General features: G+C 72.8%; 17 protein-coding genes. 15 read left to right on the forward strand and 2 right to left on the reverse strand.

The genetic code is table 11. The features are described 5' to 3' along the window. The first annotated feature begins 76 nt into the window (after positions 1–76). The 14 genes from ACFYW3_RS23890 (at position 77) to ACFYW3_RS23955 (ending at position 13,312) form a co-directional block, all read left to right on the forward strand. Positions 77–1,120, forward strand: a complete 1,044-nt coding sequence (locus ACFYW3_RS23890; RefSeq protein ID WP_351750910.1) for a hypothetical protein — start codon at positions 77–79, stop codon at positions 1,118–1,120. Next, positions 1,117–1,683, forward strand: a complete 567-nt coding sequence (locus ACFYW3_RS23895) for a hypothetical protein (protein WP_351750909.1) — start codon at positions 1,117–1,119, stop codon at positions 1,681–1,683. Before ACFYW3_RS23890 ends, ACFYW3_RS23895 begins: the two co-directional genes overlap by 4 nt. After that, the gene (locus ACFYW3_RS23900) at positions 1,673–2,761 is read left to right on the forward strand and encodes an ABC transporter ATP-binding protein (protein WP_389387251.1); all 1,089 of its coding nucleotides are present in this window, start codon (positions 1,673–1,675) and stop codon (positions 2,759–2,761) included. The genes ACFYW3_RS23895 and ACFYW3_RS23900 overlap by 11 nt, the downstream gene beginning before the upstream one ends. After that, complete coding sequence (locus ACFYW3_RS23905) at positions 2,754–3,536, forward strand: ABC transporter permease (RefSeq protein WP_389387252.1); 783 nt, start codon at positions 2,754–2,756, stop codon at positions 3,534–3,536. The genes ACFYW3_RS23900 and ACFYW3_RS23905 overlap by 8 nt, the downstream gene beginning before the upstream one ends. Positions 3,537–3,585: 49 nt before the next feature. Next, positions 3,586–4,239, forward strand: coding sequence for an HAD family hydrolase (locus ACFYW3_RS23910; protein WP_389387253.1), 654 nt, complete (start codon positions 3,586–3,588; stop codon positions 4,237–4,239). Positions 4,240–4,409: 170 nt separating this feature from the next. Then, positions 4,410–5,579 carry an acyl-CoA dehydrogenase family protein gene (locus ACFYW3_RS23915; RefSeq protein WP_351750902.1) on the forward strand — a complete coding sequence of 390 codons (1,170 nt, stop codon included), beginning with the start codon at positions 4,410–4,412 and terminating at the stop codon, positions 5,577–5,579. Positions 5,580–5,616: 37 nt separating this feature from the next. Then, positions 5,617–6,060, forward strand: a complete 444-nt coding sequence (locus ACFYW3_RS23920) for an SRPBCC family protein (protein ID WP_351750900.1) — start codon at positions 5,617–5,619, stop codon at positions 6,058–6,060. Then, positions 6,057–7,073 (forward strand): NAD-dependent epimerase/dehydratase family protein, encoded by a 1,017-nt coding sequence (locus ACFYW3_RS23925; RefSeq protein WP_389387254.1) that lies wholly within the window; start codon positions 6,057–6,059, stop codon positions 7,071–7,073. Before ACFYW3_RS23920 ends, ACFYW3_RS23925 begins: the two co-directional genes overlap by 4 nt. 103 nt (positions 7,074–7,176) lie before the next feature. Next, positions 7,177–8,244 (forward strand): inositol-3-phosphate synthase, encoded by a 1,068-nt coding sequence (locus tag ACFYW3_RS23930; protein ID WP_351750897.1) that lies wholly within the window; start codon positions 7,177–7,179, stop codon positions 8,242–8,244. Positions 8,245–8,295: 51 nt separating this feature from the next. Further along, positions 8,296–9,486: a methionine adenosyltransferase gene (locus tag ACFYW3_RS23935; RefSeq protein WP_351750896.1), complete on the forward strand. Its 1,191-nt coding sequence runs from the start codon at positions 8,296–8,298 to the stop codon at positions 9,484–9,486. Next, positions 9,483–10,490, forward strand: a complete 1,008-nt coding sequence (locus ACFYW3_RS23940) for a hypothetical protein (RefSeq protein ID WP_351750895.1) — start codon at positions 9,483–9,485, stop codon at positions 10,488–10,490. Before ACFYW3_RS23935 ends, ACFYW3_RS23940 begins: the two co-directional genes overlap by 4 nt. Continuing rightward, complete coding sequence (locus ACFYW3_RS23945; protein WP_351750893.1) at positions 10,487–11,275, forward strand: SDR family oxidoreductase; 789 nt, start codon at positions 10,487–10,489, stop codon at positions 11,273–11,275. The genes ACFYW3_RS23940 and ACFYW3_RS23945 overlap by 4 nt, the downstream gene beginning before the upstream one ends. Before the next feature lie 3 nt (positions 11,276–11,278). Next, the gene (locus ACFYW3_RS23950) at positions 11,279–12,088 is read left to right on the forward strand and encodes a histidinol-phosphatase (protein ID WP_351750891.1); all 810 of its coding nucleotides are present in this window, start codon (positions 11,279–11,281) and stop codon (positions 12,086–12,088) included. A gap of 81 nt (positions 12,089–12,169) precedes the next feature. Continuing rightward, on the forward strand, positions 12,170–13,312 hold the full coding sequence (locus ACFYW3_RS23955) for a hypothetical protein (RefSeq protein ID WP_389387255.1): 1,143 nt from the start codon (positions 12,170–12,172) through the stop codon (positions 13,310–13,312). A 21-nt stretch (positions 13,313–13,333) separates the two neighbouring features. On the opposite strand, the gene ACFYW3_RS23960 is transcribed toward ACFYW3_RS23955, so the two are convergent. Together ACFYW3_RS23960 and ACFYW3_RS23965 are read right to left on the reverse strand one after the other, a co-directional pair. Continuing rightward, positions 13,334–14,308 (reverse strand): phosphotransferase, encoded by a 975-nt coding sequence (locus tag ACFYW3_RS23960; RefSeq protein ID WP_389387256.1) that lies wholly within the window; start codon positions 14,306–14,308, stop codon positions 13,334–13,336. After that, positions 14,305–14,868 carry a hypothetical protein gene (locus tag ACFYW3_RS23965; RefSeq protein WP_351750888.1) on the reverse strand — a complete coding sequence of 188 codons (564 nt, stop codon included), beginning with the start codon at positions 14,866–14,868 and terminating at the stop codon, positions 14,305–14,307. Before ACFYW3_RS23965 ends, ACFYW3_RS23960 begins: the two co-directional genes overlap by 4 nt. 163 nt (positions 14,869–15,031) lie before the next feature. Between ACFYW3_RS23965 and ACFYW3_RS23970 the strand changes: the two genes are divergently transcribed. Then, on the forward strand, positions 15,032–15,733 hold the full coding sequence (locus ACFYW3_RS23970) for an SDR family NAD(P)-dependent oxidoreductase (protein ID WP_351750886.1): 702 nt from the start codon (positions 15,032–15,034) through the stop codon (positions 15,731–15,733). Positions 15,734–15,778 lie beyond the last annotated feature (45 nt).

Raw genomic sequence — 15,778 nt, forward strand, 5'->3', positions numbered from 1 at the left:
AATCGCTTCCGGGGGATCGTCCGGAGACATACCGATGACCTGTCGGCAGCCGCATCGGAAAGGTGCACCGAACTCCATGGAGACCACTTCGGCACGTGCCGACGCATTTCCCGATCCGGGAATCCTGAAAGACCGAATGGCCGCCTTCCTGGACGAGCGCGGAATCACCTGGGACGCGGTGCGGCGGGAGACGGACCAGGGCGTGGGCAGTCCGGCGCTCGCGGTCGCCGCCGGATCCGTGCTCGCCGGCTTCGGCAACCACCGCAGCGACCTCGACCTCTTCGTCCTGGTGGAGAACGACCGGCTCACCCGCTTCCCCATCCAGTCGCACGAGCACGGCACGGTGATCGACGTCAACGTCCGCCGGGCGAGCGCCGTCCGGGACACGACGGCCACCCTGCGGGGCCGGCCCTGGCCCCGGTTCGCCTCGGTCGGAGAATCCGGCTGGAACCACCGGCGGCGCGCCATCAACACCGCGAACCGGCTCGCCCTCGGGCTGCCGCTCGTCGCCACGCCGCCCTGGGACGCCTGGCAAGCGGCCCTGCGCGGCCCCTGGCTCGCCGACGTGGTGGAACAGTGGTGGACGGTGGAGGCGCACCGGCTCGCCCAGGCCGCCCGCTGGCTGCACGGCGCCAAGCCCATGGCGGCGGCGGCCCGCGCGCGGGAGGCGGTGGTCGCCGCGCTCAACGCCCGTGCGGCGGCCGGCGGGCAGGTCTACTTCCCCGCCAAGTGGGTGGGGGAGAAGCTCAAGGCGCTCGACGACGCCGAGGGCCTGGCCGTCCTCGCCGACGCGCTGGCCCCACCCCTCGACCCCCGGGAGAGGGTCCCGCACTGCCTCGGCCTCGTCGACCGCCTGGCCGGCGAAGCCGCCCCGCTGCACGCGGTACTGCGCTGGTCCACCGGTGTCGGAACGACCGTCCTGGACGACCGCACGGTCGTGGACCGATGGCAGTTGCGCGCGCTGGAGGTGCTCCGGTCGGACCTGCCGCACGAGGACAGCGACGCGGTCGTCTGGTCGGGTCCCGCCGGCTCCGCGCTCCCCGACGACCTGCTGCCCCTGTTCGCAGGCGACATGCTGTGGCTGGGAGTGGCCCACCCCGGCCCGGAGGTACCCGCGTGACGCCCCTCGGCACCACCGCCCCGACCGGCCCGGCGCCGGGCGAAGCCGTCCCGACCGACCTGCGCCGGCTCCTCGCGTTCCGGGCCCACGGCGCCGCCCGCCTGCTGCTCGGCTGCCGTGCTCGCATGGAGGACATCGAGGGCGCCGCCGCCGCCGGTCAGACCGAGGCCGCCGTGCTCATGGCCTACGAACTCGTACAACTGTCGCTGTCCGTACGGGGACTGCGCACCGAGGGCGAACTGAGCTACGGGCGCGACGAAGCCGCCTCCGACCCCTTCGCCGGCGTCCCGGCCGACGAGGTCGAGACCGGACTGCTCCTCGCCGCGCAGGGCAGGGAAGCCGCGACCGGCGACCCCGGGCGGGGCGAGGAATGGCTGGACCGGCTCCGGGACCACCTGCGGGACACCGAGGCCCTGCTCGGATACCGCGAGCCGCTGCCCGACGTGCGCTCCGGCACCGGGCTCATGAAGGGCTTCAAGCTGGCCCGAACCTGGCAGCCCCACCTCCAGCGCGTCGGCCTCCCCGACCTCCTTCCGGAAGCGTGGACGCGCCGTGTCGACTGACCCCGTCCCCGCGACCACCCCGGGCGGCGCGCCCCCGCCACTGGTCCTGCGCGGCGTCCGCAAGCGGTACGGCTCCACGACCGCCCTGGACGACGTCGGCCTGCACATCGCCGAAGGCGAGATCGTCGGCCTGCTCGGACACAACGGCGCGGGCAAGACCACGCTGATGTCCCTGGTGGCCGGGCTGCTGCGGCCCGACGCCGGGGAGATCGAGGTACTGGGCGTCTCCACGGCCCGCGAACCGCGACGGGCACGTCTGCGCCTCGGTCTGGCCCCCCAGGAACTCGGCGTGTACCCGCCGCTGACCGTACGACAGAACCTCCGATTCTTCGCGGAACTCGCCGGGCTGCGCCGCCGGGAGGCGGACCGGCGCATCGAGGAGGCCGCCGAACCCCTGGGCCTCGCGGACCTGCTCGAACGCCGCGTCGGCCGGCTCTCCGGAGGCGAACAGCGGCGCGTACACACCGCGATGGCCCTGCTCCACCGGCCGAAGCTGCTCCTGCTCGACGAACCGACGGCCGGAGTGGACGTGGAGACCCGGGCCCGCCTCATCGCGCACGTCCGCGACCTGGCCGCCGCCGGTACCGCCGTCTGCTACTCCACCCACTACCTCGGCGAGGTCGAGGACCTCGACGCGAACGTCGCCGTCCTCGACCACGGCCGCCTGGTCGCCCGCGGAACCGTCACCGACCTGGTGCGCGACCACGGCGACGGGGCGGTGGAACTCACCTTCTCAGGCACCCCGCCGTCCCTGCGCGTCCCCTGGCCGGTGACCCGCGTCGGCGAGATGCTGCGCGTGCACGCCCGGGAGCCGCACCTCGTGGCACCCGAGGTGCTCGCGGCGCTCGGCGACTCGCTCCCGCGGCTGGTCAATCTGCGCGTACTGCGGCCCAGCCTGGAGACCGTCTTCCTGGCCCTGACGGGACGGCGGCCCGAATCCGCCGGCGATCCCGGTGCTCCGGGTGCCGCGACGGCCGCCGCCCCTCCGGGTCCGGCAACCGGTGAGGAAAACGGGGGGAGCGGGGGCGGCCCGAAGCCGCCGGCCGGCAGGACCGTGGAGGCGGGGCGCCATGGGTGACGGGTCACCGGGCCGGATCGCCGCACTGGTCCGGCAGGACGTCAGACTCCTCGTGCGCGACCCGGCGCCGCTCGTCGTCCGCACGGTCATGCCCCTGCTGATCATAGGCTTCATGCAGCCGCTGTTCCGGGTGGCGCTGCGGGCCGGCGACGTCGAGGACGCCACCGGGGCCGAACAGGGCGTGCCCGGCATGGCGGTGATGTTCCTCTTCTTCCTCGTCACCGTCGTGGGCTTCGCGATGTTCCGGGAGCACGGCTGGAACACCTGGGACCGGCTCCGGGCGGGCCCCGCGCGACCGTTCGAGCTGGTCGCCGGACGGATCGTCGTACCCCTCGCGGTCGCGGTGGTGCAACTGGCCGTGGTCTTCGCGGCGGGCGGCCTGCTGTTCGGCCTGCGGGTACGCGGTCCCTGGACCGCACTCGTCGTGGTGGGAGTGCCCCTCGCGCTGTGCGTGGTCCTGGCCGGCATGGCACTGGTGGCGCTCTGCCGCACCATCGCGCAGCTCAGCGTCTTCGCCAACCTCCTCGCCCTGCTCTTCGCCGGTCTCGGCGGCGCCCTGACCCCGCTGTCCGCGCTGCCGCAGTGGGCCCGCCCGCTCGCCCCGGGCGTGCCCAGCTACTGGGCGATGCGCGGCTTCTCCACCGTCATCATCGACGGCGGTGGCGTGCGCGCCGTGCTGCTCCCGGCCGGCGTGCTGTGCGCGTTCGCGGCCGGCCTGACCGTCGTGACCCTGCTCTTCTTCCGGGTCGACCACCGCAAGCTCTCGTGGTCGTGAGGCCGTGCCGCCGACGCCGCCCACTCCCGCGACATCCGAGAGGAACCCCATGCCCGCCGTCGTGGTCTTCGACTGTTTCGACACCCTCGTCCTGTCCCGCCCGCTCCCGGGCGCGGACCATTTCGCCGCCTGCCTCACCGACGTGCTCGCCCTGGACCGGCGGCGGGCGGAGGCCGTGGTGCGGACGGTCTTCGAAGCCATCCTCACGGCGATGACCGACCCGTGCGCGCCCCAGCCGCCGACCCTCGCGCTGCTGGACACGGCCCTGCGGGAGCGGGGCGAACCACGGGAGATCGCCGATCTGGAGGAGGTGCTGTGGCAGGCGCTCGGCTGCGCCGACCCGGACCAGTACACCCTGTGCACGCCGATGGCGGACGCGATGTCCCGCGCCGCCGCCGCCGGCCACACCGTCCGCCTGATGTCCAACTGCTACCTGCCGGGCCCCCTCATGCGAAGGCTCCTGCACGGCCTGACGGTGCCCGAGGTGTACGACCGGGCCCTGTTCACGGCGGACGGCGGCCCGAAGAAACCGGACCCCCGCGCGTTCCGGCTCATCGGGGAGGGCGTGTTCGAACGGCGCGTGATGGTAGGGGATTCCGCGGAACTCGACATCGAGCCCGCCCGCGCACTCGGCTGGGACACGGTGCACGTGAATCCCGATCACCCAGATCCGGCTCGGCTCCTGGCCCTCCTGGAACTCTGAGAAGCGTTTCTTTCCGCCGCGCTTTCCGCTGCCCATTCCGACGCCGCCGAGAAAGCGGTCGGGTTCGTGTTCCGCACAAAGAAACACTTGCTGATAAGACGGCCGCCGTCTGATTGTGTTCATCCCGTACCGATCGACGATCGTACGAAACCGAATCCGAGGGGAGAGGCATGAACAAACCCGCCGCGGACGCGACGGAACGGGCCGGCCACGGCGACGCCGCCCACCTGGCCCTTCTGAACGCCGGTTGGAGCACGGCCTGGACGCCGGACCCGCCCCGCGAGGGCGCCTCCGGCGCCGACCGCATCCGGGACCTCTGCGCGAACGGCTACGCGGCCCTGCCGATCCCCCGGGAGTTCGGCGGCGCGGGCGCGAGCCTCGTCGAAGTGGCTTCCGCCCAACGCGCGTTGGGGATGGTCGACCCGTCGGCCGCGATCGCGCTCAACATGCACGCCTTCACCGTCGGGCTGATGGCCGACTACTGGCGGCGCCACCGGGACTCCAGCTGGATGCTGCTGGAGGGCATCGCCCGGACCGGCGCCCTCGTCGCGTCCGCGTTCGCCGAGCCCGGAGGCAGCCCCAACTTCATGAGCAGCCGCTCCGAGGCGGTCCCGACGGCCAAGGGGTACCGGGTCTCGGGGACGAAGTTCCCCTGCTCGCTCGCGACGACGGCCACCCTCGTGTGCCTGACGGCCAGGGTCACCGGGACCGACGACACGATCCTCGCACTGTGCCCCCGCTCGTCCCCGGGCCTGACCGTCGAGGGGGAGTGGTCCTCGCTCGGCATGACCGATTCGGACACGGCCGGGTTGGTCCTGCGCGACGTGGAACTGGACGACCGGCTCGTCTTCCACCGGGGCCCCGCCGACGTCATCGACGACAACGTGATCTCCGGGATGGTCTGGTTCGCGGTCCTGCTGAGCGCCACCTACCACGGCGTCCTCAGCGGGCTGCTGGACGTGGCGTACCGCCAGGTGATCCGGGCGCGGACCCACGGCCCGAGGACCGCGCTCCTCGGCCGCGCCACCCGGGAACTGCTGACCCTCGGCGGAGCCTGCCGCCAGCTCGCCGCGGACGTCGCCTCCGGCGCGGTCGCGGGGCGGGCCGCGCTGGCCGCCGCCGTCGGTCTTCGGGCCACGCTCAGCGACACCCGCGACCGGGTGCTCGCCGCCGTGACGCCCGTCGTCGGCAGCCGCCTGTACGGGAAGGGGCAGGCGGCGGCCTCCCTCCTCGTCGACTCGCTCGCCGTCCACCACCATCCGCCGTCCCTGCTGACGTGCGACGAGGTGGTCGGAGCCTTCTGTACGGGACGTGAGATCAGCTTCGATCCGGCCGCCTGAGCCGCCCGGCCCCCCTGCCCGAAGGAGACACGCAGCCATGCCCCACGTCGAGGTCAACCTGCCCATCAAGGCTCCGGCCGGCGACGCCTGGCGTGCCGTCACCCGCCTCGAGGACTACGCCGACTACATGGAGAACGTCGAATCGGTGACCGTGCTCGGCGCATCGGAGAGCGGCGCCCGCACCAGCGCGTGGTCGGTGCTGCTGAAGGGCTCCGTCCTCGAATGGGTGGAGGAGGACGAACTCGACGAGGCGAACCGCGTGATGTCGTTCTCCCAGGTATCGGGCGACCTGGACGAGTTCACCGGATACTGGCGCGTCGACGACCGGGGCGACGGCACCTCGGTGGTCGTCTTCTCGGTCGACTTCGAGATCGGCATTCCGCTGCTGGCCGACATGCTGAACCCGGTCGCCGCCAAGGCCCTGCGCGAGAACTCCGAGCACATGCTCCGCGCCATCGAGCGGCGGATCACGGTCTCGTGACCGGCTCCGTACGCGTCCTGGTCACCGGTGCCACCGGTGCCGTCGGCGGCGCCGTGATGCGCGCGCTCACCGCCGCGGGGCACCGGCCCCACGGTGTCAGCCGCCGCGGGGGAGTCGGACCCCGGCAGCACGTCTGGGATGCCGGCCGGGACGCGCCTCCGCCCGCACTGCGCGGCCCGTGGGACGCGGTGGTGCACTGCGCCGCCGACACCCGCTGGAACCTGCCCTTCGAAGACGCCGAACAGGCCAACGTCGCCCCGCTGCGGGCGGTGCTGGGCCTGACCACTGCGCGCACCCACCTCGTCCACCTGTCCTCCGCCTACGCCACCGGCCTCGCCGGGGACATCACCTCGCCCTCCCCGGAGGCGTACCGCAACTCGTACGAGTGGTCCAAGGCCGCGACCGAACGGCTGGTCCACGCCGAACGGGAGGGCGCCGACATCGTCCGCTTCCCCGTGGTGATGGGCGCCCGCGCCGACGGACTCCTGGACCGGTACAGCGGCTTCTTCTGGCTGCCCACGTCCCTGTGCAGTGGCGCCGTCCCGGCGATGGTGGCCGAGGAGAAGGCACTGCTGGACATCGTCAGCACCGACGACGTGGCCGAACACGTCACACGGCTCGTCGCCGGCGGCCCCCCGGCGGCCACGAGACTGTCGATCCTCGGCCGCGGCGACCGGGCCCAGCCGGTGGCCGAGGCCTTCGAAACGGTCCGGGCCGCCCTCAACACCTGGCGCGCCCAGCACGGAGTGGCCCCGCTGGAGCGCCTCCCGTCCATGACGCCCCGACAGTGGAACCGCTTCTACCTGCCCTTCGCCGAGGAACACCTGGACCGGGCGCAACTGCTCCGGGTCACCGCGTTCCGCGCCTACCAGGGCTACCTGTCGGTCACGGAACCGTTCGAGGTCACCCACCGGGTGCCCGACACCGCCCTGGTGCTCCACCGCTCCATACGCCGCTGGGCGCAGACCCACGCGAGCGCCGCCCGCCGGATCCCCCGGCCGTGGCGGACCTGACCGGTACGCACCGCGGACACGACGCCGCGGTGACCGTCCGAAGGAGCAGGCAGGCCCGCCGGGGCCGGAGAGTCGCCGTTCGCCCAGGAAGGAAGAAACCGCCATGAGGAACATACGTGTCGCACTCGCCGGCGCAGGCAACTGCGCGTGGAGCTTCGCCCAGTTCGTCGCTCAGGCCCAAGCCGAACCGGACACCAGGCTGCCGGGACTGATGTGCCACACCCTGGGCGGCTACCGGCTCGCCGACGTCCGGATCGTCGCGGCGTTCGACGTGGACGCGGCGAAGGTCGGACTGCCCCTCGCGCAGGCGTTCACCGCCCCCGCCATCTCCGCCACCGGCTTCACCGCGCTCGGCGCCGACCGTGACGCCCCCGTCCTCCCGGCGCCCGTGCTCGACGGCCTCACGGGCCCGCTCGGCGCGGTGATCCCGATCGCCTCCGCCGCACGTGACGCCACCCCCGAGGACGTGGCCAAGGCCCTCGTCGAGCACGAGGCCGACGTCCTGGTCATCGCCCTGCCCACGGGCGGCTCCCAGGCCATCCGGATGTTCGCCCAGGCCGCGCTCACCGCCGGGACCGCCGTCGTCAACTGCACCCCGGAAGAGCTGGCACGGGACGCGAACGTCAGCCGCAGGTTCGCGGACGCGGGGGTCGTCCTGCTCGGCGACGACCTGCGCAGCCACCTCGGAGCCACCTGCCTGCACACCGCCCTCATCGAACTGCTCCTCAGCCGAGGGCTGGAGTTGGAGAGCACCTACCAGCTCAACGTCGGCGGGAACACGGACTTCCTGAACCTCGCGGACACCTCCCGCTCCGCCTCCAAGTTCACCTCGAAGGCCAACGCGCTGCGCGCGGCCGGAATGACCGATGTCGACCGGGTCGCGGGTCCCTCCGGGTTCATCGGGCACCTCGCCGACACGAAGCTGTGCTTCGCCAACGTCACGGCGAAGTCCGTGCTCGGCTCGCAGGTGAGCATCGACATCAAACTCCGGGTCGAGGACAGCCCTAACGCCGCCGGCGTCATCGCCAACGCCGTACGCGCCGCGAAGACCGCCGGCGACCGGGGCCTGTCCGGCGCGGTGGACGGCCCCTCCCCGCTGCTCTTCAAGAGCCCCCCGCACGGTCTGCCCGAATCCGAGGCCAGGACCGCGTTCCTGGACTTCGCCTCCTGAGCCGCCCGAGCTTCCCGAGCCGCCCCCGGTCACCGAACAGAGAGACGGTCCATGCTGTCCATACAACGCGACTCCCGCTCGGTCGAGGACCTGCCCTACGAACTGGTCGAGCGCAAGGGAGTGGGTCACCCCGACACCATGTGCGACGCCATCGCGGAGCGCATGTCCCGCTTCTACTCCCTCCACTGCCTCAAGGAGTTCGGCGGGGTCGCCCACCACTGGTTCGACAAGGTCACGCTCTACGGCGGTGGGGCGGACACCGACTACGGCCGGGGCGAACTCACCTCGCCGTACCGGGTGATGGTCTTCGGGAAGGCCGCCTTCCGGGTGGGAGCCGTCGAGATCCCCGTCCAGGAACTCGTCTTCCGCGCGGCCGCGGAAGTCCTGGCGGAAGTCACCACCGGCTTCGACGCCGCCCGCCACCTGGTCGTCGAACTCGGCGTCGTCGACCACCAGGGCTCGGGCCGCGGCCGCTCCCGCTACCAGCCCGCCTCGCCGAGGGACCTCGTACCCCTGCGCTCCGGCGGACTGGTGTCCAACGACACCAACCTGCTCCACGGCTACGCCCCGCTGTCCCGGCTGGAGAGCGTGGTGCTGGGGCTGGAACAACTCGTCAACGGCGCCCCCTTCAAGCAGCGGCACCCGGACTCCGGCTGGGACGTCAAAGTGTTCGGCAGCAGGCGCCGGGACGCCTTCAGCCTCGTCGTCAACATGCCCTTCCTGGCGGCCCACATCGAGTCGATGGACCACTACCTGGCGCGCAAGGCCGTCGTGCGGGAGGAACTGGAGAAGTACATCGCCTCCCTGGGCATCCACGATGTCCGCCTCCTGGTGAACGCCACCGACCGCAACGGCCGCCCCTACCTCACCGCCCTCGGGTCGGTGGCGGACACGGGCGACGTGGGCGTCGTCGGCAGGGGGAACCGGGTCAACGGCCTCATCACCCCCATGCGTCCCATGAGCATCGAGGCGCCGGCCGGCAAGAACCCCCTCGACCACACCGGGAAGATCTACAACGTCATGGCCATGCGGCTGGCCCAACAGGTCCACGAGGAGTTCGGCGGACCCGCGCAGGTGCACATCTTCACCTCCAAGGAGGCCCCGCTGGAGCACCCCGACGAGGTCGTCGTGACCACCCCCGACGCGGACGAGCCGGCCCTGCGCGCCCTGGTGGAGGCCACCGTCGCGAGCTCCGCCGACCTGACGGTCGAGCTGATCGAGAAGGGCATCACGCTGTGGTGACCGCCCGACAGGCCCGCGACCTCGTCACGCGGGCGCGCGCCGCCGGAGCGCGTACGGACACCGGACCGGCCCCGACCGCCCCGCCCGCGACCGGCAGCCACTTCGTAGTCCTGGTCAAGCCGGAGGTCATGACCCCGTCCGCGGCACCCGAGGCGGCCGCCGAAGCGGTACGGGTGCTCGGCGAGGCGGAGGTGGACGTCCGTCGCGCGGCCGTCGTCCCGGCGGGGGAGTTCGCGCGGCGCGGGTACCTGCTCCTGCACTACCCGCGCCTGCACCGGCTGGCCGCCGACGGGCCCTCGGTGCTCACCTCCGGTGCCCGGCGGGAACTGCGCTCGCTGATGGGCACGACGGGTACCGGCGAGGTCTTCGGGGCCCACGAGGCGATGACCCGGGAGGCCGACCTCACCCCGCGGGCCCTGGACGAGCGCTGCCGGGACGCGGGCATCCACAAGCTGGGCTCCGGCTCGTACGCCTCGGCGACCGAGCTGAACGGCCGCCCGGTGATCGTCCTGAACGGCTTCCTGCCGGCCCTCGCCGAGGGCTACACCGTGGCCGGAGCACTCGTCGGACTCCTGGAATGCCATAGCCGGCGCGAGATGGAGGCGTTGCGCGGGGAGGTCCTGGGAGCCCTCCATCCGGGGCGGGCGGCCCCGGGTTCCCTGCGGGGCGCACTGGGAACCCTGGCCCGCGGCCAGGGCATCGCCGTCTCCGAGGGACGCAACGCCGTCCACCTGTCGGCAGGCCACCTGGAGGGCATGTTCCAGGCCTGGCGGTACTTCGAGGCGGCCGACGGACGGGGCATCGAGAGCACCGCCTTCGGCGCGAGCCTGACCGAGCGGGGCGTCCCGGCGGCGTCGGTGACGGAGCTCGCCGACGACCGCAACCTCACCGAGGACTCCGGGGAGACCTTCTCGCCGCACGGCGCCACCGAGGGGCTGCCCCGCGAGGACGCGCTCGACCACGTACGCGCATGGGCCACCGGAAAGGGGCTGGGGACGACATGAACACCCTCGAACGGGGGCTCGCGGGGCGCACCGCCGTGGTGACCGGCGGCGCCCAGGGCATCGGAGCCGCGGTGGTCGGGAGACTGTGCGCGGAGGGATGCCGTGTCCTGGTCCTCGACAAGAGCGCCGAGCACGGCCGCGCCGCGGTCAAGGAGTGGCGCGAGCGCGGTCACGAGGTGAGTCTGGCCGTGGGCGACGTGGTCGACGAGGCGGCCGTACGGGCGGCCTTCGCCGGCCTCCCGGCCGGCTGGTCGGCGCCCACCCTGCTGGTCAACCTCGCCGCGGGCTTCGTCTTCAAGGGCCTGGACGCGACCCCGCAGGAGTGGCACGCCGCACTCGACCCCACCATCGTCGGACTGTCCCTGGTCACCCGGGAGTTCGTCGCCGGACTGCCGCAGGACGCGGCCGGGGCCGCGATCGTCAACATGGCCTCGATCTCCGCGCACATCGCGCAGAGCGGATACCTGACCTACAACACCGGCAAGTCGGCGGTGCTGGGCTTCACCCGCTGCGCGGCCCAGGAACTGGCCCCCCGGGGCGTCCGGGTCAACTCGGTGAGCCCCGGGACGGTGTGGAACGCCAACAACGAGCGCCACCACCGCGAGGCCCTCGGCCTCGACCGCGCGTCGGCCGAGGCGGCCCCGGAACACGGCGGGAAGTTCCTGCTGGGACGGTTCGCCGACCCCGAGGAGATCGCGGCGCCGATCGCGTTCCTGCTGTCCGCCGAGGCAGGCTTCATCACCGGCACCGACCTGCCGGTCGACGGCGGATACCTGGCGGTGTGAGCGGTGATAGACCTGCACACCCACCACCAGCGCTGCGGGCACGCCACGGGATCGCTGCGGGACTACGTCACGGCGGCGCTCGACCGGGGCGTCAAGGTCCTCGGACTCTCCGACCACACCCCGATGTTCGCGGAGGAGGTGGACCAGGCACTGCCCCGCGTGGCGATGCCGAAGTCGCAGTTCCCCGCCTACATCGCCGAGGCCCTCGCCCTCAAGGAGGAGTTCGCGGGCAGCATCGAGATCCTCGTCTCCACCGAAGCCGACTTCTTCCGCGGGCGGACGGACGCGTACACGAAGGAGCTGAGCGCGTACCCCCTGGACTACGTCATCGGCTCGGTCCACATGTTCGAGGGCCGCGACATCTTCGACGTCACCCGCTGGGAGAGCGTGCAGGAGGACGACCTCGGCGCGATCAAGTCGCGCTACTTCCGGGAGATCGCCGCCTGCGCCCGCTCCGGCCTGTTCCACGTCATGGGCCACGTGGACGCGCTGAAGGGCAACCACCCGCGGCTGGGCGCCGTTCCCGCGCCCGCCGCTTCCGACGAGATGCTCCGCGCGATCCGGGACTCCGGCGCCGTCATGGAGATCAACACCTCCGGCGGCACCAAGATGTGCGGCGGGTGGTATCCCGAGTTCGACCTGCTCGAACGAGCCCACCACTTCCGGGTCCCGATCACCTTCGGCTCCGACGCCCACGTCCCCGAACGGGTCGCCGACCAGTACCCGGAGGTGGCCAAGGTGCTCGGCGAGATCGGGTTCAGGACCTGGACCGTGTTCCGCCGAGGCGCCCCCGTGACCCGCCCGCTGTTCTGACCGCTGCCGGGGTGGCGGCCGTTCGGCCGGCCACCGCGACACCCCCGCAGGAAGTTCCCGACCCTTCCCCGTGGAGTCCCCATGTTCGTCAGTGACCTCGTATCCCGTGACCCGGACGGGGCGACCACCCGGTTCCTGCGCGTCCGGGACCAGACGTTGAAGATCGTCACCAACTCGCCCGAGGCCGCCGGCCTGGTCTCGGAGACCTTCTGCCCGCCGGGCATGCTCGGCGTCGCCGAGACCGACCGGGACGGGGATCCGGACCTCGTGATCGCCGACGTGGCCCGGGACCCCTCCGCCGTGGCCGAGCTGCTCCAGTGGTCGGCCGAGACGGCCGTACGGGGCGTGTACGAACTCACCCGCCACTACCGACAGCCCCGCTTCGACGGCGAGGGCCACACCGTCTTCGTGCTCCGGGACCAGAACTCCGACGAGGTGGCCGCCCTCATCCGCACCGAGGGGCGCATGACCCTCGTGCGCCCCCGGTCCGGACTGGGGGACCGGTGGCTCACCCGGATCATCCGCGACGTGGCCACCAGGATCGCCAAGGCAGAGGGCTCGCTGGTCCTGCACTCCTCCGCCTTCGTCTACGACGACGGCGCCCACCTGGTGATCGGTGACTCCGGGGCCGGCAAGTCGACGACGGCCATCGCGCTGGCCCGGCTGCTGCCCTCGGCCGGCTGGATGGGCAACGACCGCATGCACCTCGACCGGCGCGGACAGGGCTACCAGGTGACGGCCTGCCCGCTGCCGCTCGCCGTCAACAAGGGCTCCCTCGACGTCATGGGCGTCACCGACTTCGGATCCTGGTCCGTGCGGGCGGGCTTCCCGCAGGCCGGATCGGACTGGGACCGGTTCCAGGGCGAGGACAAGCTGAAACTGAGCTCACAGGAGGTCGGCCGGTACCTCGACGTCCGGGTCGTGCCCAACGCCCCGCTGGCGGGCGTCATCCTGCCCCGCGTGGACCGCGAGGCGGGCTACTCCCTCGCCCCCGCGAGCGCCGCCCACGCCGCCGAGGTGATCACCCGGAACTGCTTCTCCCTCGACGACAACCTGTACGGCGAGGACTGGTTGGACGTCCCCGTCCGACGGCGGGCGGAGCCCCCCTCCCTCGACGCCTTCCTGGAACACCTGGCGAAACTGCCCGTGTTGCGCTGCTCCGTGGGCAGCGCGGCCGACGTGGCCAGGCTCGCGGCCGACTTCGAGGACCGCGTACGCAGGTGAGGGCGCCCGCCGGGACCCGGTTCAGGGCCCGCCCGCCTCCAACTCCGCGGCCGTCCTGGTGACCAGGTCCAGATTCCCGCGAAAGCGCCTCCAGAAGCGCAGGACCCAGCCGAGGTACCAACTGCCCAGGCCCGCGTCACGTTGCCCCAGCAGGGTGACGTGGTCGTGCCTGGGCAGGAACCACAGGGCGCCGAGGCGGGCCAGATCGCGGGCGTCGGAGTACGCGATGCCCAGGCGGGTGTGCAGCCGGCCGAGGAAGAGGCCCGTCGCCTCGGGATCCAGCGCGAAGTCCCCCCGCCCGAGGCGGCAGGAGAGCCACAGCGCCTTGCCCGCGTCGGCGGGCCGACGGGAGAACCCGGCCTCGTCCCAGTCGATCACCGTCAACCGGCCGGGGCCCTGCGCTATGAGGTTGCGGCCGTGCAGGTCGCCGTGGTGCACCCGCAGGCCGTCCGCGCTCGTCAACCGTTGTGCGCCGCGCCGCAGTTCGCCGAGGTGCCTGTCCATGGCGCGGCCCAGCCCCCGCCACTCACCGGTCAGCAGCGGGTCCACGAGTGAGCGCTCCGACCGGGCCCCGTCCAGCCACGGCGAGGCGTAGTCCCCGACCAGCGTCTCCTCGGCCCGCACCCCCTCCGCACGCGCCACCAGGTCGGCCAGGACGTCCACGACCCCGCCGATGTGCCGCCGCGCGTCGTCCGCCGGCGATCCGGGCGCGTACGGACGCACCACCACCAGCCGGGGTCGCTCCGCCCCGTGGAAACCCAGGTCGAGCACCGGCGGGTACCAGGGCGTGCCGCGCAGGGCGGAGTCGACGCGCCCGATCCGCCGGAACTCCGCGGCGGAGGAGCGCTCCGCACAGTGCACCTTCACCGACAGCGCCCGGCCGCCCCAGGCCACCCGGTGGGAGGCGTTGAGGCCCCGGCCGTCGAGGAGTTCGGCCTGCCCCGCGGCGATGAGCTCGACGACCCCGGCGACGGTGGGCGGCCCGGCTCCCGTCACCAGGGCCGGCCCGCCGCACCGCCCTCGAACCAGTCGGTCACCGCCGCGACCAGCTTGTCCAGCGGCAGGGCGCTGTCCAGCCGCAGCACCGGACACGTGAGTCCCGCCAGCCAGCGCTCGTCCTTGGACCGGCGGCCCGGCACGTCGGTGTCCTCGTAGCCCCTCGCCCAGTCCATGAAGTCGTGATGGGCCGTCTCCAGCTCCCCGCCGGAGCCGATGTCGTCGCCGTACCGGACGACCTCGCGGCGCATCAGCCGGTCCATCCGGACCTTCGGGTCGATGGTCAGGAACACCACGCCGTCGACGCGCGCGATGACCTCGTCGCCCCAACCCCGCAGCGTCCCGGACAGCACCCAGGCGGCGCGCGGCACGAACAGCGCGTCCATCAGCGCCAGACGTGCCTCGACGGGACGTTTGTCGGTGTAGGGCGGAATGGTCGGCAGCCACAGGTAGTCGTCCACGTCGGCGTGAGCCGCCGCCCACAGGGTCGCGAGCGCGCGGCCGAGCGTGGTACTGCCCGCCCCACTCGGCCCCGTGACGAGCAGTCGGTGCGTGTGCATCCGACGCCTCCCCTTCCTCGGATGTCCCTTGATCGGGCGCACCAGACTAACCGGCCGACCCGCCGTGCGACACGGCGCACGGCAAGACGGGCCGCGTCGCGCCGGCCCGAACCCGGGGCCCGCGGTACGGACAGAACCCCGTGCGGCGGCTACGCTCGCCGCCATGCCGAATGCACTCGTGTCCGGTGTCTCCCGGGGCCTGGGGGTCCACCTGTGCCGCGCGCTCCGCGCGGCCGGCTACCGCGTCCTCGGCGTGGGCCTGTCGCCCTCGCCGGGCGGCGACCACGTCGACGACTACCGGGTCCTCGACCTGCGCGAACCCATCGCCGAGGACCTCTTCGCCACCGAGGACGTCGACGTGCTCGTCGGCAACGCGGGCGTCTACCTGGACGATCCCCGGGGCGGCTACGGCGACCTCTTCTCGCTCACCCTCGACGACCTGCGCGACACCTACGAGGTCAACCTGTTCGGCACCGCGCGACTGGTCCTGCGGTACGCCCCCCGGATGCTCGCGCGGGGCTCGGGCCGGATCGTCTGCGTCTCCTCGGGCATGGGACGCCTCCAGGACGCGGACGGGGCCTCCTTCGCCTACCGGTCGTCCAAGCTGGCGGCCAACTCCCTGGTCCTCTCGGTGGCCCGGCACTTCGCCGCGACCCCCGGCGACCTGGCCTCCTTCGCGTACTGCCCCGGCTGGATCCGTACCGACATGGGGACGCCGGAGGCCCCGAACGAGCCCGCTCCGGCCGCCGACGACCTGGTGCGACTACTGGGCGTGCCCGCCGCACGGTCCAACGGCCGGTTCTTCCGGGGGCTCGACGAACTGGGCTGGGACACCCGCGGGCCGATGGTCTCGGAACCCGACTGAATCCCACGTCCGTTCCGCTCTGCGGAATCGCCCGGGACAGGCCCC

The organism is Streptomyces sp. NPDC002602 (assembly GCF_042889445.1).
Taxonomy (GTDB): domain Bacteria; phylum Actinomycetota; class Actinomycetes; order Streptomycetales; family Streptomycetaceae; genus Streptomyces.